The organism is Bergeyella anatis, assembly GCF_036016955.1.
Lineage (GTDB): Bacteria > Bacteroidota > Bacteroidia > Flavobacteriales > Weeksellaceae > JAYWXI01.
In genome coordinates this window covers 135,163-158,649 of record NZ_JAYWXI010000005.1, presented here as the reverse complement: position 1 = coordinate 158,649, position 23,487 = coordinate 135,163, and the positions used below count along the sequence as shown (strand labels likewise).

General features: G+C 47.0%; 17 protein-coding genes. 1 reads left to right on the top strand and 16 read right to left on the bottom strand.

Annotated elements, in window-relative coordinates:
* On the bottom strand, positions 1 to 1,113 hold a 1,113-nt coding region (locus VQ048_RS05585), incomplete at its 3' end, for a phage tail-like protein (RefSeq protein ID WP_503619820.1).
* A gap of 852 nt (positions 1,114 to 1,965) precedes the next feature.
* On the opposite strand from VQ048_RS05585, the gene VQ048_RS05580 reads away from it, so the two are divergent.
* Positions 1,966 to 2,631 (top strand): DUF6759 domain-containing protein, encoded by a 666-nt coding sequence (locus VQ048_RS05580; RefSeq protein WP_327610706.1) that lies wholly within the window; start codon positions 1,966 to 1,968, stop codon positions 2,629 to 2,631.
* A gap of 73 nt (positions 2,632 to 2,704) precedes the next feature.
* Here the strand turns inward: VQ048_RS05580 and VQ048_RS05575 are convergent, their stop codons facing one another.
* From VQ048_RS05575 to rpoC, 15 genes are all read right to left on the bottom strand, one after another.
* Complete coding sequence (locus VQ048_RS05575; RefSeq protein ID WP_327610705.1) at positions 2,705 to 5,596, bottom strand: reprolysin-like metallopeptidase; 2,892 nt, start codon at positions 5,594 to 5,596, stop codon at positions 2,705 to 2,707.
* A 67-nt stretch (positions 5,597 to 5,663) separates the two neighbouring features.
* Positions 5,664 to 6,314: a DUF6048 family protein gene (locus VQ048_RS05570; protein ID WP_327610704.1), complete on the bottom strand. Its 651-nt coding sequence runs from the start codon at positions 6,312 to 6,314 to the stop codon at positions 5,664 to 5,666.
* Positions 6,280 to 6,747, bottom strand: coding sequence for a DUF6452 family protein (locus VQ048_RS05565; protein ID WP_327610703.1), 468 nt, complete (start codon positions 6,745 to 6,747; stop codon positions 6,280 to 6,282). The genes VQ048_RS05570 and VQ048_RS05565 overlap by 35 nt, the downstream gene beginning before the upstream one ends.
* A 30-nt stretch (positions 6,748 to 6,777) precedes the next feature.
* On the bottom strand, positions 6,778 to 8,208 hold the full coding sequence (gene rlmD / locus VQ048_RS05560) for a 23S rRNA (uracil(1939)-C(5))-methyltransferase RlmD (protein ID WP_327610702.1): 1,431 nt from the start codon (positions 8,206 to 8,208) through the stop codon (positions 6,778 to 6,780).
* 111 nt (positions 8,209 to 8,319) lie between these two features.
* The gene (locus VQ048_RS05555; RefSeq protein ID WP_327610701.1) at positions 8,320 to 9,837 is read right to left on the bottom strand and encodes a TlpA family protein disulfide reductase; all 1,518 of its coding nucleotides are present in this window, start codon (positions 9,835 to 9,837) and stop codon (positions 8,320 to 8,322) included.
* A 219-nt stretch (positions 9,838 to 10,056) separates the two neighbouring features.
* Positions 10,057 to 10,824, bottom strand: coding sequence for a succinate dehydrogenase/fumarate reductase iron-sulfur subunit (locus VQ048_RS05550; protein WP_327610700.1), 768 nt, complete (start codon positions 10,822 to 10,824; stop codon positions 10,057 to 10,059).
* Positions 10,825 to 10,845: 21 nt separating this feature from the next.
* On the bottom strand, positions 10,846 to 10,980 hold the full coding sequence (locus VQ048_RS05545) for a hypothetical protein (protein WP_327610699.1): 135 nt from the start codon (positions 10,978 to 10,980) through the stop codon (positions 10,846 to 10,848).
* A gap of 6 nt (positions 10,981 to 10,986) precedes the next feature.
* Entirely contained in the window at positions 10,987 to 12,999 is a 2,013-nt protein-coding gene (locus tag VQ048_RS05540) for a fumarate reductase/succinate dehydrogenase flavoprotein subunit (protein WP_327610698.1), read from the bottom strand.
* Positions 13,000 to 13,015: 16 nt separating this feature from the next.
* Positions 13,016 to 13,675: a succinate dehydrogenase cytochrome b subunit gene (locus VQ048_RS05535; RefSeq protein WP_327610697.1), complete on the bottom strand. Its 660-nt coding sequence runs from the start codon at positions 13,673 to 13,675 to the stop codon at positions 13,016 to 13,018.
* A gap of 132 nt (positions 13,676 to 13,807) precedes the next feature.
* Positions 13,808 to 15,592, bottom strand: coding sequence for a ComEC/Rec2 family competence protein (locus VQ048_RS05530; RefSeq protein ID WP_327610696.1), 1,785 nt, complete (start codon positions 15,590 to 15,592; stop codon positions 13,808 to 13,810).
* Between the two features lie 123 nt (positions 15,593 to 15,715).
* On the bottom strand, positions 15,716 to 17,872 hold the full coding sequence (locus VQ048_RS05525; protein WP_327610695.1) for a TonB-dependent receptor: 2,157 nt from the start codon (positions 17,870 to 17,872) through the stop codon (positions 15,716 to 15,718).
* 83 nt (positions 17,873 to 17,955) lie between these two features.
* Positions 17,956 to 18,384 (bottom strand): hypothetical protein, encoded by a 429-nt coding sequence (locus VQ048_RS05520; RefSeq protein ID WP_327610694.1) that lies wholly within the window; start codon positions 18,382 to 18,384, stop codon positions 17,956 to 17,958.
* A 110-nt stretch (positions 18,385 to 18,494) separates the two neighbouring features.
* Positions 18,495 to 18,665 carry a hypothetical protein gene (locus VQ048_RS05515; RefSeq protein WP_327610693.1) on the bottom strand — a complete coding sequence of 57 codons (171 nt, stop codon included), beginning with the start codon at positions 18,663 to 18,665 and terminating at the stop codon, positions 18,495 to 18,497.
* An 86-nt stretch (positions 18,666 to 18,751) separates the two neighbouring features.
* Complete coding sequence (locus VQ048_RS05510) at positions 18,752 to 19,057, bottom strand: DUF3467 domain-containing protein (protein ID WP_327610692.1); 306 nt, start codon at positions 19,055 to 19,057, stop codon at positions 18,752 to 18,754.
* A 107-nt stretch (positions 19,058 to 19,164) separates the two neighbouring features.
* Positions 19,165 to 23,430: a DNA-directed RNA polymerase subunit beta' gene (gene rpoC / locus VQ048_RS05505; protein ID WP_327610691.1), complete on the bottom strand. Its 4,266-nt coding sequence runs from the start codon at positions 23,428 to 23,430 to the stop codon at positions 19,165 to 19,167.
* Between the last annotated feature and the right edge of the window lie 57 nt (positions 23,431 to 23,487).

The window sequence follows — 23,487 nt, the reverse complement described above, 5'->3', positions numbered from 1 at the left end:
TAAGCCCAAACGGCTGAAGTTCGCCGTGAGCGTCCCTGCCGCAGTGGGGGTTCCCGAGAGTTTATAGGTCAGCACACGCGACTGCCCCGGGGTAATGGTTACATTCGTTGTGTTAGAATCTCCCACTACCGTAAGCCCATTGGCCACCTCCGCAGGTGTACCGCTTAAACTTACCGCAGCACTAAAGTCTAACGGTCCCACAGAGTTGAACGAGTTGTTGGTGACCGAAAACTTAACGACATTCGCCGCATCAAAGGCTTGCGTGGTAACATAACTGCCCTCGAAGGCATCAAACGACACACTGACATTAACCGCCGCGTTTGACACGCAACGCCACTCGGGAACCGAACCCACCCCAAGGGTGTAAATCTCCAAACAATGCTTATCGCTGTTGTAAATCATCAACCCTTCTTTTGGAGAGGTGATATTTGCTTTTTCAGCTTCGGCTAAAGTAGGGAACAACACCCCGCCCGTTTCGCCCGAATCTTTACCCAACTGCGCCACCGCCGAGTGGTGGACATCGGACACCCGAAGCCCCAAACGGTTACCGCCCGTAATCAACACCTGGGCATCGCCCGTGATGGTAAGTTTGCGGTCTAAATTCGATACCGTGCGGTCGGTCGCCAAAGTACCGTCGGCTTCGTAAAGGGTGGTTTTAGTCCGCCAAACGTATTGGTTGGTAGCAGCGTCCCAAGTCAAAACCTGACCGTCCGCCGTACCGGTAGGAAGGCTGAAAGGCACGCCTGCATTCAGCTTGACCCAAGTGCCGGGATCCGAAGAAGTTTCTTGGCTGTAGTAATAATACCCCACATCGGTAATCCCCGTAATCTTGCCACCTCCCATACCGCCGGTGAGGTTCACGTCCTTCACAAACACCAGCATCGAGTGCTGGTCGGGCGTCAAGGTCATGTGGGACACGGCTTCCAAAGTCAATCGGGGAATGAGAAGTCCCTTCGCCCGCTCTTTGGGAAGATTTTCATTCGGGGCAACCTCTAAGGTCGCTCCCGGTGTGGTCGTGTTAATCCCCACACGCCCGTCGTTCTGCCCGAAGGCGTAACTGCCAAGGCCTAAAAAAGCCAAAACAGCGAAAGATGTCGTTTTTTTCATCATCATATTACTTTTTAAGTTTGTTCTTATAAATTGTTTTTAGGATTCGGCGAAGCGAAAAGAAGCAAAGGGGTAAATAAGCCGCTTTACCTTTTCGACTCGCGTCGAAAGTTCTTCGTTCTTTTGTCTTGAAACCAAAGAACCAAACGATCAAGACCCGTTTTAGCCTGTGGCTCCGCTTTTATTTTAGACGGAAAACCAAAGAACAAAGTCTTGGGCATGAACGTCTGCACTGTTTTATTGTAGGAGTCGAAGGGTTTTGCAAGAAAGCCGGAAAGCCATGGGGCGGCCTTCCGGCGGCTAAAAGCACCGATACACTTAACCTTTAACTTATGAAAACAAAGAAGGGCTTTTAGCTTGGGATTTAGTATTAAAAATGATTTTTTCGAAAAAGGAAAAAGACTAACGGCCAAAACGACCACAAAGGCAGAAACCAAAAAAGCGTTGTTTTGAGAAATAAGATTCCTCAAAACAACGCCTAAAACCAAAGCCCAAAAAAAATAAAGTGCCGTTGGTTTTTCCGGAAAATTTTTGTAAGCTACACGTGCCTGCGCGCTTTTATAAGGACTTAGGGGACGTAAGTGGTGTGTGTGTGTGTGTGTGTGTGTTTACACGATTATCCGAAACCACCAAATTTTTCGGTTGTTTTTTTTCGTTTTTTCGGATGTGATTGGGTCCCAAAAGCATAACGAGCCAAATGTAGAAAACTATGAGGACATGCACAAGAGTTTGCCCCCTATTTTTTTTGATTTCCACCCCTACGCCAACTCAAAATTATGCCAAAACCCCTTAGCCTCCGCCTTTTTAAAGTCTGAAAAAAAACACGTACTTTTGTCCCAACATCAATATTTTTTTACCGTGAAAAAACTTATTTTTCTTTTCCTTTGCCTAAGCTGCCTAACCCTTTCGGCCCAGAAAAACAAAAAACAAGACATCCTGAAAAGCACCGACATCCAAGAAATCGAACGCTTCCTGGAAACCGCCCACCCCCACGACCCCAGACGAAACATCCTAAAATCCAAACTCATCACCCTGAAAAACGAAGCTTGGACCAAAGGAAAAGAAACCCACCAACCCATGGCCGCCAGACCCATCATCAACGAAATCCCCGATACCGTCCTCGCCAACCCCACCTCGGACGAAGCCGAAGAATTCAAACGCCTAATGGCCGAAACCTCCGACGCCAAAACCTCCAAAACCATTCAACTCCTCAATACCCTATTCGACCAAGACATCAATAAAAAAGAAGCCATCCTGCTGGTGCAAAACAATTCGGATTGCAACATGATCGTCCGCATCCACAGCAAAGACCAATCCTACAACCTGGCCGTCCCCTCCAAAGGACAAAACTCTGTGGTCGTGCAAAAAGGCGAGTACCAACTCACCAGCAACGTATGCAATTCCCAATACAGCTCGCTGAAAAACATCGAAAAAAGCCTGTGGATCACCCTGAATAACCCCACCGCAAGCCCAAACCCAACCACGACCACAACAACAACAACCACAACCACAACAACCAAATAAAAAAAAGGGATTCTGAAAAAGAATCCCTTTTTTCAAAGCTCTTACCGTAACTGCTTCATCTCCCAAAGCGGTTTTAGTGCTCTTTCATTATCTTCAACGTACCTCGTCCTTCCACTGCCAAAAGATAAACCCCAGGAATCAAAAAACCAAAATCCAATTTTCCCAAAATCACCGTCCCCGAAGCCACCAACCGTCCCGAAGCATCATACAACCGATACCCCGTACCATCCGGTACATTAGACACATTAATCTCATCGTAAAAAGGGTTAGGATACGCCACCATCCCCGCCCCATAATAAGGCACCTGATCCGAAATTACCACAAGGTAGTCTTCCACCTCTCCGAAATCAAAAACCCCGCAAACCGGGGCCTCCTCAGTGCCCGAGCGTAATGCCACCCGCATTTTAACTCCTTGTTCCCCCACCAAAGCCCCCTCAGGAACCGAAAAAGCCGAAACCACCGCTTCGCCATTGGACACCGCCGCCATGATTTTTTCGTCCGAAGTCCAAACCCCGTCCCCATTAAAATCCACCCACGCCGAAACCGAAACCGGCATCACCTCCACCGCCCATTTCGGCGTTACCCGAAGACTATGCAAACTCTCCCCCTTGTTGAGATGCATATAGCGGTAAGGCGTCGTACTAAAATCCGTATATTCGGATGCCCCGGAAGAAACCGAAAAACGCCCAAGTTCTACCCGCCCTATGTATTCAGAAACCCCACTGGTGGACGAAGAAACACATCCCCGAGAAGCCAAGGTTGTAAACCAAACCCCTTCCGAATAAGCCGATTCCTGCAAAGGACAAATACTCTTCACCCTCACCTCGTAGCGCGCGCCGCTCTCCAAACCGTAAAGCGTAACCGAAGCGATGCTCCCCTCAATCGGAGTGTAAAGCGCATCGCCCTCCCGACGGTACTCCAGCACATACCCCCTCACCCCCGCAAGTGCCCCCCAAGACACCACCGCCGAGTCGTAAGAAATCCCACTAACCTGCAAGCCCGAAGGCACAGATGCCAAACAAGCATTCCCATCCACCACATTAACTTTCGGCGAAACCGCATAAAACACATTCCCCAAAGCCTCTACCCGAAACTGCAACGACGAAGTCCCCAGCAACGCCTGCGGTAAAACCACCGATGCCAAACCGTTATTCGGCACCTCGTCCAAAAGCACCGTCCAATGCCCGCCACCGTCCACCGTATAAGATACCCGCACATTCGCCACACGATAAGGCGCCCCCACCGTATTGGCCACCTCCCAAGCAAGCGCATTAGACTGCCCCGCATAAAAATTAGCCCCCTCGGAAAGATTAATCTTAAAAGGACCGTCCCCGCCCACGGTTATCGTTTGCGTTTCATAGCTCGTCTGTTGTTCGTCCGCCAAAGGATGATTATCCCTCACCGTTACCCGAAAATGCATCGGCCGAGCTACATGGGAAACCGTCTCCCAGTCTTCCGGAACCGTAAGGCGCCCCTGCATGACCGAAGAAAGTTTAGGAAAGTAACGCTCCGCCTCCGCCACCGGCAGCCACGAACGAAACAATGCCCCATCCACATTAGTCCCCGTTACAGAAGTATTTCTAAAAGTAGCCGCATCCACCTGCTCCCAAACGTAAGTGAGAGGATCCCCCTCCACATCCGTGGCCGTGGCCGTGAGAACAAAAGGAGTGGATTTAGGAATCGTATAAGCCGCCAAAGGCGAAATTACCGGAGGATAGTTCGACACCAGCTTCTCCCCCGCGCATGATTTAGCCGCCAAAACCGACTGAATCTGAGAGAGACTCAGCGAATGAAAATAAGGATCCGAATGCGGCTGGACATCCGCATTGGTAATGCCCGCATACCCCATAATCGTAGATCCCGATCCCGGCTCTACATTGGAAGAAAAAGACTCAATCGTATGCGAAAACGTATGGTATGCCCCCAACTGGTGCCCCAGTTCATGAATTACAAAATCAATATCGAAAGTCGCCCCCAAAGGACGACCGTCGGACGGAGAAGTAAAGCCCGACCCCTTATTGAGTTCGTCCTTCACCGTATTATCCTCGCACACACAGCCAATGCATCCCGAGTTGCCACCGCCCCCCGAAGCCCCAAACAAATGCCCAATATCGTAAGCCGCATTGCCAATGGTCGCCGTAAGGGTATTCTGCAATTCGGTACTCCAAACTCCTGAAGCCCCTTTAGACGCCTCCGAATAGGGATCCGTCGACGGATCGGTATAAATCAACTCAGGAAAGTCCTGAATCACCAATCGAAGCGCTAAATCTTTCTCCAAAACCCCATTAACACGAGTTAAGGTTGCATTCATCTGAATCAAAGCCTGAGAAACACCCCCAAAATACTGCGTGTACTCCCCCGTAACCGAAAGAGCCAAACGAAGTGTCCTAAATTTACGATCCGACAACCTGGAAAATTCCGTCGCTTGGTTAGAAAGCGATTTATTAGCCTTCCAAAAACGCTCCACTTGTGCCCTCGACACCGGATTTTCTTCCACAGAGCAAACCAGCCCCGTCTTCCCCGTCTTCTTAAACACCCCGTAAACCGCCTGTCCTTTGCCCAACGGCTCGATAAACTGATATTCTCCACGACGAATAATCATGGATTGAAAATCGTCCCCCGAAAGACTAAAACGAAGGTATTTCTCCGGATCATCCTTCCCACGCCCTACATAAGAGCCCAAACCATAAGCCGCCGCCAAAGAAGGAGCCACCACCGGAGAACTGTAAACCTCAAAACGCTCCAGCCGTCCCTCCAGAGTAGGAAGCTGAATCTCCACCCCCGAAGCCTTACGCCCCGTCTCGGAAGCTCCCGAAAGCAACTGTTTCATCGCAGAAACATCCAGCACATAACAGGCCTCCCCCTCCAAGGGCTTCATCGTTTCCGCTCTCAAAACCGGCCTCCACTGCGCAGCAAACCAGCTTCCCAAAAATAAAAAAAACCAAATGGTCCACCGGTATCCCATCCTTCAAACTATTCTTAAAAAATCTCCTAAAGTAAGAAACGAAAAAAATCAAATTTTATGCAGCCCGTTAAAAACGATAAGCCACATTCCAAGCAAAGCCCACCGCAAACCTCCCGGAAGATTTACCAAACCCCGGAACCACCATCGGCTGCATCCCACTCTGTTTCGTGGTGTACAAAAGATACCGCGGCTGCACGCCAACGTCAATATAAAAAGGACTTTCAAAAAGCTGAACCCTGCCGCCAATCCCCGCTTCCAGCCAATACGAAGACTGGGAAGAAGCATCAAAACTAAGGTAGGCATCCCCACTCTGACGCCCCCGAACCGGAACCTGAGCATACGTTTGCGAATAAAACGAAGCCCCGATTTTCGGCCCCGCGTAAAACCCGTTAAAATCGTTTTCCGAATCCCTCGAAAGCATATAGAACCCGCCAGCCTTCAAAAACCAACCGTTAATCCGAGCATCATACCCGTTCTTACGGTAAACGTTTTTATCATACCCCAACTCCACAACCGCGTGAATATCCTTGCGAATCTTGGAAGAAACAAACCCCTGAACCATCTTTCGATCAGAAAAAAAACCAATCCCCGCATTCAGAACATCCACCCCCACCATTACGTTCGGAACATAGCCCCGAGCCGCACGCAAACTGTCCTGCCCCCAAGAAAAAACCGAAAACAAACTAAAACAAAAGATAAAGATGGACGTAATCTTCATTGATAATTTCTTTTTGAACCAATTCGGTAGCGCTTACCGGATTTGCTTTCTGCAAATCCACCGAAATCTCCCGATAAAGTTTTTTGAACCCACAAGCCGGCGACACATATTGCGCCTCCCCAGAATAATTCACTCTGACCCGTGCCGTATCCCCCGAAGCCGAAGTCCTAATGTAAAGATCCGTATACGAACTACGATCCACCTTAAGAGGAACCAAAACCGAATCCGCCGAAATCTGGTTGACCACATTCGTCAAACCCGACCCATAATCCGCATCCACAATAATCCGATCCAAACGAGTCAATTTGCCATCCGAAGCCTTTTTAAACAAAATCTTCATCCGAGGCGTGGCTTCCCCGCTCACGCAAATATCATCGTCCGAGCCGCAAGAGCCCAGCATCATAAGCAACAAAAAAACAACTAAATATCTCATAACTGACCCAATCTCATCCATAACCACACGCTAAACCTCATCCTGAGAGTCCTCCAGCCGCTCCAACAAAGCAATATTCTCCACATGATGCGTCTGAGGAAACATATCCACCGGAAGAATCCTCACCAAACGGTACCGGTGTTTCATCAAAGCCAAATCCCGCGCCTGCGTCGCCGAATTGCAACTGACGTAAACCACTCGTTTCGGCAGGAGTTTCAAAATCTGCTCCACCACCTTAGGGTGCATTCCGTCCCGCGGAGGATCGGTAATCAAAACATCCGCCTTGGGATGAGCCGCCAAAAACGACTCCGTGAAAACCTCCTTCATATCGCCACAATAAAAAGACGTATTCGACAGCCCGTTGAGCTTCGCATGAGCCTCCGCCGCATCAATCGCCTCCTGAACCGACTCGATTCCGATCACCTGCTTGGCTTTCCTGGCCACATATTGCGCGATAGTCCCCGTACCCGTATAAAGATCGTACACGACCTCGTCCCCCTGAAGATCCGCAAACTCTAAAGTCTTACGGTATAGCTCCAAAGCCTGACGGTAATTCGTCTGAAAGAACGATTTAGGACCGATTTTAAACTCAAGTCCGTCCATCTCCTCCATCAAATACCCTTCACCGTAGTAAACCTGAATATCCAAATCGTAAATCGAATCGTTCGCCTTGGCATTAATAGCATACACCAATGTTTTAATCTGAGGAAAACGAGCCAAAAGCATCTCAAAAAGCCCCTCCCGATGCGCCCGCTCTTCACGGTAAAACTGGAAAAGAACCATCCACTCGCCCCGGCTGTTCTGACGAAGCATCAAAGTACGCAAAAAGCCCTCCTGATTACGAACATCAAAAAAATCCAAACCTTTCGCCTTTGCGTAATCCCGAACCGCTAAGCGGATTTCATCGGAAGGATCCTCCTGCAAATGACACTCCTTAAGATCCAAAATCTTACTCCACATCCCCGGAATATGAAACCCCAACGCATCCCGATCCTCAATCGATTCGGAAGAATCCACCTCGGACGGCGTTAGCCAACGGGCATTGGAAAAAGAAAACTCCATCTTATTGCGGTAGTGGTACTGCTGAGCCGACCCCAAGATAGGAAGCGTCTCAAACGTCTCAATCCCACCAATGCGACGGATATTGTTCTCCACCTCGTTTTGTTTAAACTCCAATTGCTTCTCGTAAGAAAGATTCTGCCACTTGCAGCCCCCACAAACCCCAAAATGAACGCAGCGAGGCGCCACCCTGAAAGCCGACGGACGAACAATCTCCAAAGCCTCAGCTTCATAGTATTTGGACCTGGACTTCTTTACCCGAGCATGAACCACATCCCCCGGTACCGCCCCCGAAACCAAAACGGTTTTGCCTTCCTCGGTTCGTCCCACGGCAACCCCTTTGGCTCCCGCACTAAGCAACGTAATATTTTCTAAAATAAAATTCTTTTTCTTTCTGGACATCAAATTGATTGCGTAATGATTAAATAACAAACGAATAAGTCGTTTGCAAAATTAAGGTTTTATCATAAAAAAACCTCATCAGACGATGAGGCTTGTCATTCTATCGGTAAGTTATTCGGTTTTAGGCGCAGGTTCAACCTTTTCCACCTCCAAGGGTTCTCCACCCAAATACCCCGGCAACTCAAGTTTTGCACTCGGCGCCTTAACGCCCGTCAATTTAGCCATGGTTTCCCCAAATTCCGGATCGTTCAGATTAAAGAAAGGACGTCCGTAAAGGCGACCGTCTTTATCCAAAACCACATAGCTCGGAAGTTTGAACCCATAAAGACCAAACGCCTTGGCTGCATTAGAATCAATGCCGCCTTCCACCCAATAATGCGCCCCAGAAAAACCTTTCAAAAGCGCCGCACTGGTCTTCTCAAACTGCGCTTTGGTATCGTCTAAATTCACGTAAACAAAATCCGCCTTCCCACGGTAAAGCGTCGTTACATCCCTTAGCGAAGGAACAGTCGTTAAAGCTATATTAGGATTCCATGAAGCATAAAAAACCACCACCGTAGGCTTCCCTTGGAAGTCCGACAATCCCCATGCATTCCCCTTCGCATCCGTCAACTTAAGCTCCGGCTTCGTCCCGGCCTTAAAGCCCATCAACACCTTCTGCAATTCCTTCAAATCCGCCTTAACTCCCGCATTCGAAATCGTTTCGTCTATCAATTTGGATAGCTTGTCGTAATGCTTCGTATTCATGAAATTAAGATCGGACTGCGCCAAAACATAAGCGTAAAAATAATCTTTAGCCGTTTGAGATAAATCCTTCCTCGTTTTCAAAAAGTCCGCAAAAACCTCTGCCATAAGAGGCTGCTCCTTAGGGTTTTGAGGTAGAGACGAAGCGTATTTCTGAAAATCCGACTGGAGTTTCCCCAACTTATAGTCCCTATACATCGGGAAATTACGAATCCATTTGTCGTCATTCTTCTCCATCTTCTTTTGGAAGGCCACAAAATCCTTAGACACGGTAAAGTTATTCTTCCCCGTCAGCCCCCCATGCTGCTCCTTGTAAGCATCCAAAAGCCCCATCAAACGAGCATTGGTTTCTTCGACCTTATAATCCAAAACTTCCCGGTCTGCTTTCAACTTTTTAGCCGTTTCACCCAAAGCCTTTTCAATGTCTTTCTGTATCTTCTCGAATTCCTTAAGGAAAGAAGACTCGTCCTTGGAAAGCAACTGCTTCATATCAATCTTAGAAGCATACGCCTCAAAAGTTTTTTGAGCCTCCTTAAGAAAGTCGTTATTCGCCTTAGCCTCTCCCGTAATGGTCATCTCCGAAGGAAACATCATCGCCTTGCCCGAAAGCTCCAACGTCTGCCCCCTTTTAAGATAGAGCATCGTGGAAGCCCCACCGTAAGTCAGCACATACATTCCGTTTTTCGGTGCTTTAAACTCTCCCGAAAACTGCCCTTTGGCATCCACTCCCATGTTAACCAAAGGCAACGTCCCAACGCCCGATGCTTCTATTACCTCGACACGCTCCAAAGGAGAACCTCCGGAAATCGTCCCCTTAACCGTAACCTTATCCGAACAAGAAACGGCGAAAATCGCCATCAATAACCCTAACAAATATCTTTTCATTGTTTGTTTTTAATACCGAGCAAAAATAAGATTTTCAAATTTTTAAACGAAACGATTTGACGAAAATTGTGAAAAGATTAACATGAAAAACCACCCCAAAATATCGACTATTCCTAAAAATATCCCCCAAAAAAGAATTACTTGCCTAAAAAAAATAAACCGCCTTCACAAACGAAAGCGGTTTAAATTCAATCAAAAAGGCGTTAACCCCAGTGAATCCTATCCTTTATCCACCAAAGCCGCCATATATTCGCGGTTCATTCTGGCGATGTTTTCCAAGGAAATTCCCTTCGGACATTCCACCTCGCAAGCACCAGTGTTGGAGCAGTTTCCAAAGCCTTCTTCATCCATCGCCTTCACCATATTCAACACTCTGCGTTTGGCTTCCACACGTCCCTGAGGCAACAAAGCATACTGAGAAACCTTAGCCCCTACAAACAACATGGCCGAACCGTTCTTACAAGTCGCCACACAAGCCCCACAACCGATACATGCTGCCGCATCCATCGCCTTATCCGCGTCCTCTTTCGGTACCAAAATCGCATTAGCATCCAAAGTATTCCCCGAAGTATTAACGGAAACAAAGCCGCCCGCCGCCATAATCCGGTCGAACGCACTACGATCAACCACCAAGTCCTTAATTACCGGAAAAGCCGTACTTCGCCAAGGCTCAATGGTAATGGTCTCCCCGTCTCGGAACATCCTCATGTGAAGCTGACACGTTGTAATCCCCGTATCCGGACCATGCGCACGCCCATTGATATACAACGAACACATCCCGCATATCCCCTCACGACAGTCGTGGTCAAAAGCCACCGGCTCTTTCCCCTCGTTCACAAGGTTCTCGTTCAGCATATCCAGCATCTCCAGAAAAGAAGAGTCCGGAGAAACATCGGCTATTTTATACACTTCGAATTGCCCTTTCGTTTTATTATTCTTCTGTCTCCAAATTTTCAGAGTCAGATTAAGTCCTTTTTTTGCACTCATTTTCTTTACTGTTTTTGGAGATTATTTTTCTTTTTTTGGTTTATCTGCATTTTCAAATTTCCAATCAGAAGGAGCCTCTATTGATTGAGCCGACAATGAAGAATGCAGTCCCAAAACCAAAGCTCCAAATAATAGTGTTCTATCTAAAACTTTCATTATCCTTTATTTATAGCTTCTGGTTTTCACTTCAATATTTTCGTAAATCAAATCTTCCTTGTGCATCACCTCCGCATTAATATCCTCGCCCTTATACTCCCATGCAGCCACATACTTGAAGTTTACATCATCCCTCTTAGCTTCCCCTTCTTCTGTCGCATGATCCCAACGGAAGTGCCCACCGCAAGATTCCTCACGGTTAAGTGCATCCATCGCCATAAGCTGACCCAATTCCAAGAAATCCGCAACTCTTCCTGCTTTTTCAAGCTCAGGATTCATTCCATCGGCTTCTCCCGGAACCTTCACATTCTGCCAGAACTCTCTTCTTACTTCTTCGATTTCCTTAATCGCTTCTCTCAAACCTTCCGGAGTTCTTCCCATACCAACCTTATTCCACATGATGTTTCCTAACTTCTTATGGAAGTAATCCACCGAATGCGTCCCGTTGTTGGTCATAAAGAAATTAATCCGATCTCTCACGGACTTTTCAGCCTCCTCAAACGCCGGAGAATCCGTAGGAATCGCCCCCGTACGGATATCCGCAGAAAGGTAATCCGCAATCGTGTAAGGCAAAACAAAATACCCGTCAGCCAATCCCTGCATAAGCGCAGAAGCCCCCAAACGATTCGCCCCGTGATCCGAAAAGTTAGCCTCTCCAATCACAAAACACCCCGGAATAGTCGACTGCAAGTTATAATCAACCCACACCCCACCCATCGTGTAGTGTACCGCAGGATAAATCTTCATCGGCGTTACATAAGGATCGTCCGCCGTAATTTTTTCGTACATCACGAAAAGGTTACCATACTTCTCTTCCACCCAAGCCTTACCCAGATCGTAAATCTGCTGCTGAGTCGGGTTATGAATATTTCTCTCCAAAGCTGCCTCTTTTCCTTTCTTCATAATCTCGGTGGAGAAATCCAAGAATACCCCTTCTTTCGTATCGTTATTCTCGATACCGTATCCTGCATCGCAACGCTCCTTAGCCGCTCTGGAAGCGACATCCCTAGGCACAAGGTTTCCGAATGCCGGATACCTTCTTTCCAAATAGTAATCCCGGTCTTCTTCCTTAATATTTTCCGGTTTAAGCCTTCCTTCACGAACAGCCACCGCATCTTCAATTTTCTTAGGTACCCAAATTCTTCCCGAGTTACGAAGCGACTCTGACATCAGCGTCAGCTTACTCTGCTGCGTCCCATGAACCGGAATACAAGTCGGGTGAATCTGAACAAAACAAGGATTGGCAAAATACGCCCCTTTCTTATGAATCTTCCAAGCCGCAGACACGTTCGATCCCATCGCATTGGTAGATAAGAAGTAAACGTTACCATACCCTCCGGAAGCAATCACCACGGCGTGCGCCGAATGCCTTTCAATCTCCCCTGTCACTAAGTTTCTGGCGATAATCCCTCTAGCTTTACCATCCACAATCACCAACTCCATCATTTCGTGACGGTTGTACATCTTTATGCGCCCCTTACCAATCTGACGGCTCATTGCAGAATAAGCCCCCAAAAGAAGCTGCTGCCCGGTTTGTCCCTTAGCGTAAAACGTCCGCTTTACCTGAACACCTCCGAACGAACGATTATCCAACTGTCCGCCGTACTCGCGCCCAAAAGGAACTCCCTGAGCCACACATTGGTCGATAATATTAGCCGAAACCTCTGCCAAGCGGTAAACGTTAGCCTCTCTGGCCCGGTAATCTCCTCCTTTAATCGTATCATAAAAAAGACGATAGGTGGAATCCCCATCCCCTTGATAATTTTTAGCCGCATTAATCCCCCCTTGAGCCGCAATAGAGTGCGCCCGTCTAGGAGAATCCTGATAACAGAAAGCCTTCACATTATAGCCCTGCTCCGCCAAAGTCGCCGCCGCAGAACCTCCCGCCAATCCTGTCCCTACCACAATAATATCAATTTTGTCGCGGTTATTGGGCGCCACAAGGTTCATATGGTCTTTATGATTTTTCCACTTGTCCTTTAGCGGACCTGCTGGAATTTTTGAATCTAATCTGCTCATATTTCTATTGATATTATTACAATTGTGTTACATAATGAAAAACAGCCACAAAAATGAAGCCCGCAGGAATAAGAACGGAATACCAATTCCCCAAAGCGGAAATCACCGGCGTGTACTTAGGATGTCTAGCCCCCACCGACTGGAATGACGACTGAAACCCGTGAGCCAAGTGCAACCCAAGCAACACAAAGCAAATCACATAAAATACCACTCGCCAAAGTTGGGTGAATTTCTCCTGCAAATGCTCAAACTCGGTCTCCAAACCGCCCGCTCCAAAATAATTTTTAGAAATCGTAGGCACCCAGAAATCAACCAAATGCAAAGCTAAAAAAGCCAAAACAACAGCCCCCGAAACAATCATATTTCTGGACATCCAACTGGAGTTAGACGCTGCTCCGTTCACGGCATACTTTACCGGTCTAGCCTTATTGTTTTTCAGTTCGAGAACAAAACCCATCACAAAGTGAAAAATCACCGCAAATAAAAGAATGGGCTGCATAAGATACTGAACTAAAGGATTCTTGCCCATAAAATGGGATGCTTCGTTGAAAGCCTCTGCATTGATCACCGACAAAAAATTAATCGCCAAGTGCATCACAAGAAAAACCAGCAAAAACATTGCAGACAATGCCATTGCGTACTTTCTACCGATCGTAGAACTCGTTAAACCTGCCATATAATTTGATTATTTTAATTTTCACAAAGTTAAAAAAATGTTAAGGTAACTGGAAGTGAGATTTATCAAAATCCTATAGTTTATAATCTTTCTAAATAACAAAACAAACCAAGCTCCAATACCGCCTAACTATTAGTCTTCCGCCGCCGACAAATCGTAAACCCGCCCTCTCCAACGCACCAAACGGGCATGTTCCGGCATTCGTTTCACCACACAATGCCCAAGCCCAACCCTTCGGTAATGCAGATAGGGTTTAATCACACGCTCCTTCGCCGCCGCCCAATCCACACGGTCATCCACCCAAACCACCACGTTTCCGCCTGTCTTCACAGAGAACAAACGTCCCGAATAATGCGAATGCACCACCAGTTCCTCGCACGTTTGATGATAAATCCCTACCGCCGTACGCCCTAAAACCAAAGTCAACACCGAAGCCCATAAAATCAAACGATTTTTCAGTGTTCCGAACCTCAAAACACGGTAAAGAGCTCCCAAAACACAGAAAGCCAAAACCGTTTCCCCCAAAGAAAAAGAAACCGAATCGTTAATCCCGGCCTCCACGTTTCCGAACCACCGCACCGCAGCCAAAAACCAACCGATAACTACGTCATAGACCTTTTCCAAAAACAGCCATTTCAGCCCTAAGCCTAGCCCCAAAGCCATGACCAAAGAAGCAATAATCACCGTTTGGGCAAAAGGAAACATCAAAAAATTAGCCCCAAAGGAGACCACCGAAAACTGATGAAAATGAAACAAAAGCAAAGGCAGTGTAGCCAATTGAGCTGCCACCGTTACCGCTGCCGCCGAATAACAAAATTTCAAAAAAGAGTTTTTAGACGCTGGGAAAAGGCGAAGCAAAGGGCGAGCCAGCCCCAAAATTCCCGAAACAGCCGCAAAACTCAACTGAAACCCCACATGAAACAATTGATTCGTATCCAACAAAAGAATAACCAAAGCCGCCAATCCCAAAGCATGAACTCCATCCGACTTGCGCTGCAACACCATATACCCAAAATAAGAAGTCAACATGATACAAGCCCTAAGCACCGAACTGCCCCAACCAATAAAAAAAGCAAACAACCAAACCATCACCAAGCTGCCCATTACGGCATAACGCCGATAACGCCCGACGCCAATCCGAAGAAACAAAAAATAAAACACCCCGAAGATAATGCCGATATGCGTTCCCGAAATCGCCAGCAGATGCGCCAGCCCACTCCGGCGAAAATCCCGAACCACCTCCTCGTCCATCCCCGTACGATCCGCCAAAATCACCCCTTTGAGAAAAGCCGAACTATGCCGCGACAACGAAGCCCCGTCTATCCGCGCCAAAGCCTCCAAACGTTTCTGCCTGACTTTTTCCGCCAAAGACAAATCCTCCCGCAAAGCCGACGAAACCCGCCCCGAAACATAAGCCTGAAAATAAATCCCCTGCCGGGATAAAAAACGGGCATAATCAAATTGATAAGAATTTCCAGCCCCTTTTACGCGATAAACCTTCCCTCTAGCCTTATAATAATGCTCATAATCCAACGGCGCTTCGGAAAGAGGCACCGAAATCACCAAAGGCACCCTTCGCTCATTGGTAGACCATAAGACTTCATACCTATTGTATTTGGCATTGGTATTTAGTTTTTTGGAAAGTTTAAAAACCATTTCGTTTTCCCCCTCCAACGGCGGCCACTCCGGTATACGCCAATGACGGTCGTGCAACACCACTCCCAACAACAAAAAAAGCAACGGAAGCCCAACAGCCAAATAAATCCCCCGAAGCCTTCCAAAAATCAAAACCAAAGCCAGTAAAACCAACAATATAACAGCAGCCACCACCATCCCGAAACTCCATACCGTATACTCCCGCAGCAAAATACCGCAAGCCAAACCAATCGCCACGACCACCAAAGGCTGCTTTCCCATTCGTCAGACTTTGAGGTTAAATATACTTATTTTCCGTCAATTACATTCCTCTCTTTTATCTAAACAAAAAAAAGAGCCCCCTTCTTTCAAAGGAGGCTCTTCTTTCAACTTCTCGAAAACGCATTAAAAAGTATATTTCACCGTCGTACCACCAAAAAAATAAGCCCTGGAAGGCCCGGGATTCACATCCGTAGTAACTCCGACAGGATACCCGTTGCCCAAATCCGTATCACCCACCGCATTACCCACGAAAAGAAACGAATAATTCACCCTGTTGGTCAGGTTATTCCCCGTCAAATAAGCCTCCAAAGCCCAACGTCCAAACTCTTTTTTATACCCCACTTTCGCATGGTATTGGTGAAATCCTTTCACATTAATTTCATTTGCAAAATCCGTGTAGACATCGCTGAGATAATTGAACGTCTGACGCAAATAAAACCCGTATTTCGTTTCAAAATCCAAGCCCAAAGAGTACTTCACCGACGGAACACCTACCACCTTGTTGCCCGAATAATCTACCCCTCCCGTATTGAACGAACGGTATCTAAAATCGTACTTGGAAAAATTGAAATAAGGCAAAATCTTACTCACCAAACCGGCCGTATTATAAGCATACCCCAAGCTCAGTTCCAGCCCCCGATTCACTTGATGCCCCGTATTTCCCCAATAGGAATAAACGCCTCCCGCACCATCATCCGCCCATAGCTGCGTCAGTTTGTCCTGCACCCGAATATCGAACAACGAAACCTGATAATCCAGCCGGGTCTTATCCAAAAGCCCATGAACCGAAAAATCCCACATCCTAGCCCGTTCTGCCTTTAGGGCATCGTTGGCCAGCCCCGTAGCCGAAACAAAAGCCGTAGAAGCCGTGGGCGCATTATACCCTTCACTATAACTCAAATTAAAGAGCTGGCTTCGCCATTTTTTCTGCAAAGCCACGTGAGGCGTAAAAACCACCGGAAACGATTTTTTAAACGAAGTGTCTTTATCATACCCGTCCAAAAGCCCCGGATAGGCCAACAGATCCGTACGATCATACCCCAACGTATTTGCGCTAACCCCGAGTAAAACAGACATCCCCAACGGACGATAAGTCAAACGGTTGGTCAAAAACAAAGAAAAGTTATAATTATCATACTTGAAGTACGTCCCTCTTCTAGCCAAAGGACGGGTCTGCAAATCCGGCTTATCCAAGCTGCCATCAAAACGATAATTGGAAATCAAAGCACGGGAAACCAAATACTCTCCGCCGACTTCCATTTCGTTTTCGAAATGTTCCGCCATAGGCCTAACCCATTTAAGCTCAGAGCGAACACCGTATCCCGGCTGTTGGGAATGTTCGGCCGCTCCCGCTGCCGTTCGTTTGGTATCCAAAAGACTAAAAAACACCGAGGTAGACTGGGTAAACCCCGTATTAATTTTCCACTGATGCCCCACAATCATCCGACTCGCAATAAAGTGATTTGCCGCATTTTTCCGAGCATAGGCCCCGTTTCCGGGATCTCTGCCCTCATAATAATCCTGAAGGGAAATCTGTCCCGTGACCCCCTCAAACGAGTTGTTATGGCTGGCATAAACCGTTAAACGATGGGATGGAGCCAGCTTAAACTCCCCCATGAATGCATAATTATTTTTTCTCGTATTTCCTCGAGGCCTAAACCCTTGGCTTTCCACATGCCCATAATTCAGCATAATACTCGCCTGATCCGTCACCGCCTCCAATTTCGTATTGGATTGAAAAAGGCCAAAAGATCCCAATGCCAATGCTTCCGATAAATAAGTCCCTTTTTGGGTTTCCGGCCGAATATAGAAGCGAACCGCACCGCCCGTTCCTCCACCATAAAGAGTGGAAGCCGACCCCTTGATCACTTCGATAGTATTAATGAGGGAAAAATCCAAATCCTCCAGTACCGTTACTCCGTCCGCATTGGTAATCGGTGCCGAGTTAAGGTAGAATTTCACCCCCCAATTATTAAATTTCTGATCATTACCATAGCCACGAAGCACCACACGTTGCCCCCCGAACTGCGTTCGTTTATCCACCTGCACCCCTGCCATCGTTCCCAAAGATTGTTCGATAAAATGAGGGTTGTTGCGTTCAATCTCATAAGCCGAAACAATTTCTGTCGATTGGGCATGTTTAAAAAACTCTTTCCGTTCTTGTTTCACTTTGGTTCTGGCCTTGATGACCACGCTATCCACCACGCTCTCTCTTTCCGTTTCCTGAGCCGAAATCTGCACCGACCATAAAGCCCAAACCAAAATTGCTGTTTTTTTCATTATCGTCTTTTCTTTTCGTCACATAAAAATTGGCGGGAACCCAAAACATTCCCACCAAAACTAAAAATAAATCAAAATCCCCGTTAGGGATAAACAGTAGACTCCGTGGTCTTAAACGGAGGCATTTCCACTTTATAATTCGCCCCCGACGAATCTTCATAAAGAAGCTCATAGCGCATCGGGAGTGGATTCGTCCTCCCGTCTTCGCCATAATGCCGTACGGCAGAATAAGAATACGTCCCCTCAAGCCAAAACATCCCGTTGCCTTCTTCTGTTCGGATAACTTTCAAAGGCACCTCAACCTCACCGGCTCTCAGCCGCCAAGAAGACGACCGAAAACGCTCAGAAACCGACAAAACAATTTTGTAATGTTCCCCGCGAACGCCTTTCACTCCTCCATACCATTTGCTTTTCTCTGCCGAAAGCACTCGGACGCCCCCACCTTTCGACCAATGCCTTTGCTGACAAAAGCACAACCCGAATAATAAGAACAGTCCCAAAAAATACCTCATCTTATTTAAGAATAAGTGTGGAAGTGAAAAAAGTTGCCCCCCGGCTATCCGCCTTAATCACATAAGCCCTTTTGGGTAAACGGACATAAAACTCCTGCTCGCTCTTTACGTTATCCAAGGTATAAACCAAACGTCTTCGTGGACGCATTAAACTGAGCCCTCTCGGTCTTAAATTTCCCAAGTTGTTTTTGAAGTGCAACTCTCTTTAAGTGCGTATCGGAATCCTGCGCCTGAAGCATGAAAGCAAAGAACGAGCAAGCAAATAGTATTTTTTTCTTCATAGAGGTCATTTTTACGATTCAAAATAAATAAAAAAATCTCATTCTTAAAACTAAAGAATGAGATTTTCAATAAAATAAAGAATATTTTACGCTTGAGGCGCGTTATTTCCACCCAAAACAAAAGGTTCTACTTCTTTAATTTCACCAAACTGTTGTTCGTAATTGGCGATATTTTGCTGAAGAGCTTGAAGAACTCTCTTCGCATGAAGAGGAGCCAAAATCACTCTTGATCTCACGTTAGCTTGCTGAACCCCAGGCATTAGTTGAATGAAATCCAATACAAACTCGGAAGGCGAGTGGTTTACTAGTGCCAAGTTGCAATAAACTCCTGCAGCCACCATTTCGTTCAATTGAATGTTGATGTTTTGATCTTGGTTTTGATTGTTGTCCATGTTTAAAAGTATTTAAAATGTTAATTAAAAAAGTCGGAAGTCCGATAAGAACATTAAGGCAAATATAACCATTAAAATCTTAATTTCGAACTCCCGACCTCGAATTATTAGTTTAGATCTTCAAATTCTTTTTTGGATCCGACGATGACGTTTTGGTACTCTTTCAACCCTGTTCCTGCAGGAATACGGTGACCTACGATCACGTTTTCCTTCAAGCCGTTGAGTTCGTCCACCTTACCGGATACCGCCGCTTCGTTAAGCACTTTGGTCGTTTCCTGGAAGGACGCCGCCGACATGAACGATTTGGTCTGAAGCGCCGCCCGGGTAATCCCCTGAAGCACAGGCGTTGCCGTTGCCGGTAGAGCCTCACGAACTTCCACCAACTGCAAATCTTCACGCTTCAGTTTAGAATTCTCGTCACGAAGCTCGCGCGCCGTAATCATCTGTCCCGGCTTGAACTCTTTGGAATCCCCAGCATCCACAACCACCTTCATTCCAAAAATACGGTTGTTTTCCTCCAAGAAGTCGTACTTGTGCTCCAAAGCCCCTTCCAAGAACTGCGTATCACCGCCATCCACAATCGAAACTTTGGTCATCATCTGACGAACAATAATTTCAAAGTGTTTGTCGTCGATCTTCACCCCTTGCAAACGGTAAACCTCCTGAATCTCGTTAACCAAATACTCCTGTACCGCCGTTGGCCCCTTAATCCGAAGGATGTCATCCGGTGTTACCGAACCATCGGAAAGCGGAGAGCCCGCACGCACAAAGTCATTCTCCTGAACCAAAATCTGGTTGGATAACTTCACGAGATAAATTTTTCTCTCGCCTGTTTTGGCCTCTACGATAAGCTCTCGGTTACCTCTCTTGATTTTTCCATAAGAAACCACCCCGTCAATCTCGGTAACAACCGCAGGATTCGATGGGTTTCTGGCTTCAAACAATTCGGTTACCCGAGGAAGACCTCCCGTAATATCCCCAGCCTTAGCTGATTTTCTCGGAATTTTAATAAGGACTTTACCCGCCTTAATCTTCTCCCCGTCGTTAACCATCAAGTGGGCGCCTACCGGAAGGTTATAAGATTTAAGCTCCTCCCCTTTGGTGTCCACCACTTTAAGGGTTGGTACCGCCTTTTTATTCCGAGATTCCGAGATCACTTTCTCCTCAAAACCGGTCTGTTCGTCAATCTCCAACTGGAACGATACCCCTTGGATAATATCCTCGTACTCTACCTTACCAGCCGTCTCGGCAATGATTACCGCATTATACGGATCCCATTTGGCAATAAGATCGCCTTTTTTCACTTTGTCCCCCGGTTTCACCGACAATGCCGAACCGTAAGGAATATTCGCAACCATCAAAGGCGTTCTGGTTTCATTATCGGCAACCAAACGGAACTCCGTCGAACGTGAAACCACCACTTCCTGAACTTCTCCAAATTCGTTTTCGGAAGTTACTGTTCTTACTTCATCCATTTCAACGATACCGTCACGTCTGGCCACAATCGAAGGATTTTCCGACACGTTACCTGCCGTACCCCCTTGGTGGAAGGTTCTAAGCGTAAGCTGCGTTCCCGGTTCTCCAATCGACTGAGCCGCAATCACACCAACGGCTTCTCCCATGTGAATCATCTTGCCCGTAGCCAAGTTTCTTCCGTAACACTTCGCACAGATTCCTTTCTTAGCCTCACACGTCAGCGGAGAACGAACCTCTACCGCTTCGATACCCGACTGTTCAATCGCTTTGGCCAATTCCTCGTTAATCAACTCGTCCGCATGAACAAGCAGCTCATCGGTTTCAGGATGGTAAACGTCATGCAATGACACCCTTCCCAAAATACGCTCCGAAAGTTTCTCGACCACCTCATCATTCTTCTTCAAAGGAGTCACTTCCGTTCCTCTCAATGTACCGCAATCGTCCTCGGTAATAATCACGTCCTGAGCCACGTCCACCAACCTTCTGGTCAAGTATCCGGCATCCGCCGTCTTAAGCGCCGTATCCGCAAGTCCCTTACGCGCCCCGTGGGTTGAGATAAAGTACTCCAAGATGGAAAGCCCTTCCTTAAAGTTAGCCACAATCGGGTTCTCGATGATTTCAGCCCCCGTAGAGCCCGCCTTCTGAGGCTTCGCCATTAGCCCCCGCATACCGGAAAGCTGACGAATCTGTTCCTTAGACCCCCGCGCTCCAGAATCCAACATCATGTATACCGAGTTAAACCCGCCCTGATCGGTCTTCATCCGACTCATAATCATCTCGGTCAATCCGGCATTGGTATTAGTCCAAACGTCAATCACCTGGTTATACCTTTCCGTATCGGTGATTAGACCCATGTTATAATTGGCCTTGATTTCGTCCACGTTTTCAACGGCCTTGGCAATCATGGTTTTCTTCTCTTCCGGCACCACAATATCCGCCAAAGAGAACGATAACCCTCCTTTGAAAGCGTTGGAATACCCCAAATCTTTCATATCGTCCAAGAACTTTACCGTCGTCGGGAAATCCGTATCGGCAAGAATTCGACCGATAACGTTTCTCAAGGATTTTTTAGTTAAAAGTTCATTAATGTATCCTACTTCCTTAGGCACAATCTGGTTGAAAAGAATTCGGCCCACCGTCGTCTCGATTAGTCGAGTAACCAGCTCTCCGTTTTCTTTAATTGGCAGACGGCATCTTACTTTCGCGTTCAAAGAAACACGTCCCTCCGCATAAGCGATTTCCGCCTCTTCCGGAGAGTAAAACGCCAGCCCTTCACCCTTCACCTTATGCTCCTCCGTAGAGTGGGCCTCCTTGGTCATAAAATAAAGCCCCAATACCATGTCCTGAGAAGGAACGGTAATCGGAGAACCGTTCGCCGGGTTAAGGATGTTTTGAGAGCCCAACATCAAAAGCTGAGCCTCCAAAATCGCCTCAGGCCCCAAAGGCAAGTGTACCGCCATCTGGTCCCCGTCAAAGTCGGCGTTAAAAGCCGTCGTTACCAACGGGTGAAGCTGAATCGCCTTCCCTTCAATCATCTTAGGCTGGAAAGCCTGAATCCCCAAACGGTGAAGCGTAGGTGCCCTGTTGAGAAGAACCGGATGACCTTTCATCACGTTCTCAAGAATATCGTACACCACTGGCTCCTTACGATCGATAATTCGTTTAGCTGATTTTACAGTTTTAACAATCCCCCTTTCAATCAATTTCCGAATAATAAACGGTTTATAAAGTTCCGCCGCCATATCCTTAGGAATACCGCATTCGTGAAGCTGCAGGTTAGGCCCAACAACAATTACCGAACGTGCGGAGTAATCCACCCGTTTCCCCAAAAGGTTTTGACGGAAACGCCCTTGCTTTCCTTTCAATGAATCGGAAAGCGACTTCAAAGGACGATTGGATTCGGATTTCACCGCAGACGATTTTCTCGTATTATCAAACAAAGAATCCACCGCTTCCTGAAGCATCCGCTTCTCATTTCTCAAGATCACCTCAGGCGCCTTAATCTCCAACAACCGCTTCAAACGATTGTTTCGGATAATCACCCTACGGTAAAGATCGTTAAGATCCGAAGTCGCAAAGCGACCTCCATCCAACGGCACCAAAGGTCTAAGTTCTGGCGGAATAACCGGTAGAACCCTCATCACCATCCATTCCGGACGGTTAATCATACGTGTGTTCGCGCCTCGAAGCGCCTCCACCACATTAAGACGCTTAAGCGCCTCGGTTCTTCTCTGCTTCGAACCTTCGTTGTGCGCCTTGTGTCTCAAATCGAAAGACAACGCATCAAGGTCAATCCGCTTAAGAAGTTCCTCAACCGCCTCAGCTCCCATCTTAGCGATAAATTTATTCGGATCGGAATCATCCAAATACTGATTCTCAATCGGTAAAGTTTCCAATACGTCCAAATATTCTTCTTCCGTAAGGAATTCCATTTCGTCGAAGTCCGAACCATCGGTTTTCTTGGCAATCCCCTGCTGAATAACCACATACCTTTCATAGTAAATGATCATATCCAACTTCTTGGAAGGTAACCCCAAAAGATAACCAATCTTGTTAGGCAAAGAACGGAAGTACCAAATATGAGCCACAGGCACCACTAAATTGATATGCCCGATGCGCTCACGACGCACTTTCTTCTCGGTAACTTCCACCCCACAACGGTCGCAGACAATCCCCTTATAACGGATACGCTTATACTTTCCGCAGGCACATTCGTAGTCTTTTACCGGACCGAAGATTTTTTCACAGAACAAACCGTCTCTTTCCGGCTTATGCGTTCTGTAGTTGATGGTTTCAGGCTTTAGAACCTCTCCTCTGGATTCCTGAAGAATGGATTCCGGCGAAGCCAAACCAATGGTGATTTTGCTAAATCTGCTTGATTTATTTTTATTTGACATAATTCTTAGTTTAAATTGCCGATTCCGAAAAGGTCAATCCTGACCCGCATTCCGAAA

Coding starts and splice junctions, on each gene's coding strand:
- VQ048_RS05575 (WP_327610705.1), bottom strand. CDS start 5,596: ATGGGATACCGGTGGACCATTTGGTTTTTTTTATTTTTGGGAAGCTGG.
- VQ048_RS05570 (WP_327610704.1), bottom strand. CDS start 6,314: ATGAAGATTACGTCCATCTTTATCTTTTGTTTTAGTTTGTTTTCGGTT.
- VQ048_RS05565 (WP_327610703.1), bottom strand. CDS start 6,747: ATGAGATATTTAGTTGTTTTTTTGTTGCTTATGATGCTGGGCTCTTGC.
- rlmD (WP_327610702.1), bottom strand. CDS start 8,208: ATGTCCAGAAAGAAAAAGAATTTTATTTTAGAAAATATTACGTTGCTT.
- VQ048_RS05555 (WP_327610701.1), bottom strand. CDS start 9,837: ATGAAAAGATATTTGTTAGGGTTATTGATGGCGATTTTCGCCGTTTCT.
- VQ048_RS05550 (WP_327610700.1), bottom strand. CDS start 10,824: ATGAGTGCAAAAAAAGGACTTAATCTGACTCTGAAAATTTGGAGACAG.
- VQ048_RS05545 (WP_327610699.1), bottom strand. CDS start 10,980: ATGAAAGTTTTAGATAGAACACTATTATTTGGAGCTTTGGTTTTGGGA.
- VQ048_RS05540 (WP_327610698.1), bottom strand. CDS start 12,999: ATGAGCAGATTAGATTCAAAAATTCCAGCAGGTCCGCTAAAGGACAAG.
- VQ048_RS05535 (WP_327610697.1), bottom strand. CDS start 13,675: ATGGCAGGTTTAACGAGTTCTACGATCGGTAGAAAGTACGCAATGGCA.
- VQ048_RS05530 (WP_327610696.1), bottom strand. CDS start 15,592: ATGGGAAAGCAGCCTTTGGTGGTCGTGGCGATTGGTTTGGCTTGCGGT.
- VQ048_RS05525 (WP_327610695.1), bottom strand. CDS start 17,872: ATGAAAAAAACAGCAATTTTGGTTTGGGCTTTATGGTCGGTGCAGATT.
- VQ048_RS05520 (WP_327610694.1), bottom strand. CDS start 18,384: ATGAGGTATTTTTTGGGACTGTTCTTATTATTCGGGTTGTGCTTTTGT.
- VQ048_RS05515 (WP_327610693.1), bottom strand. CDS start 18,665: ATGAAGAAAAAAATACTATTTGCTTGCTCGTTCTTTGCTTTCATGCTT.
- VQ048_RS05510 (WP_327610692.1), bottom strand. CDS start 19,057: ATGGACAACAATCAAAACCAAGATCAAAACATCAACATTCAATTGAAC.
- rpoC (WP_327610691.1), bottom strand. CDS start 23,430: ATGTCAAATAAAAATAAATCAAGCAGATTTAGCAAAATCACCATTGGT.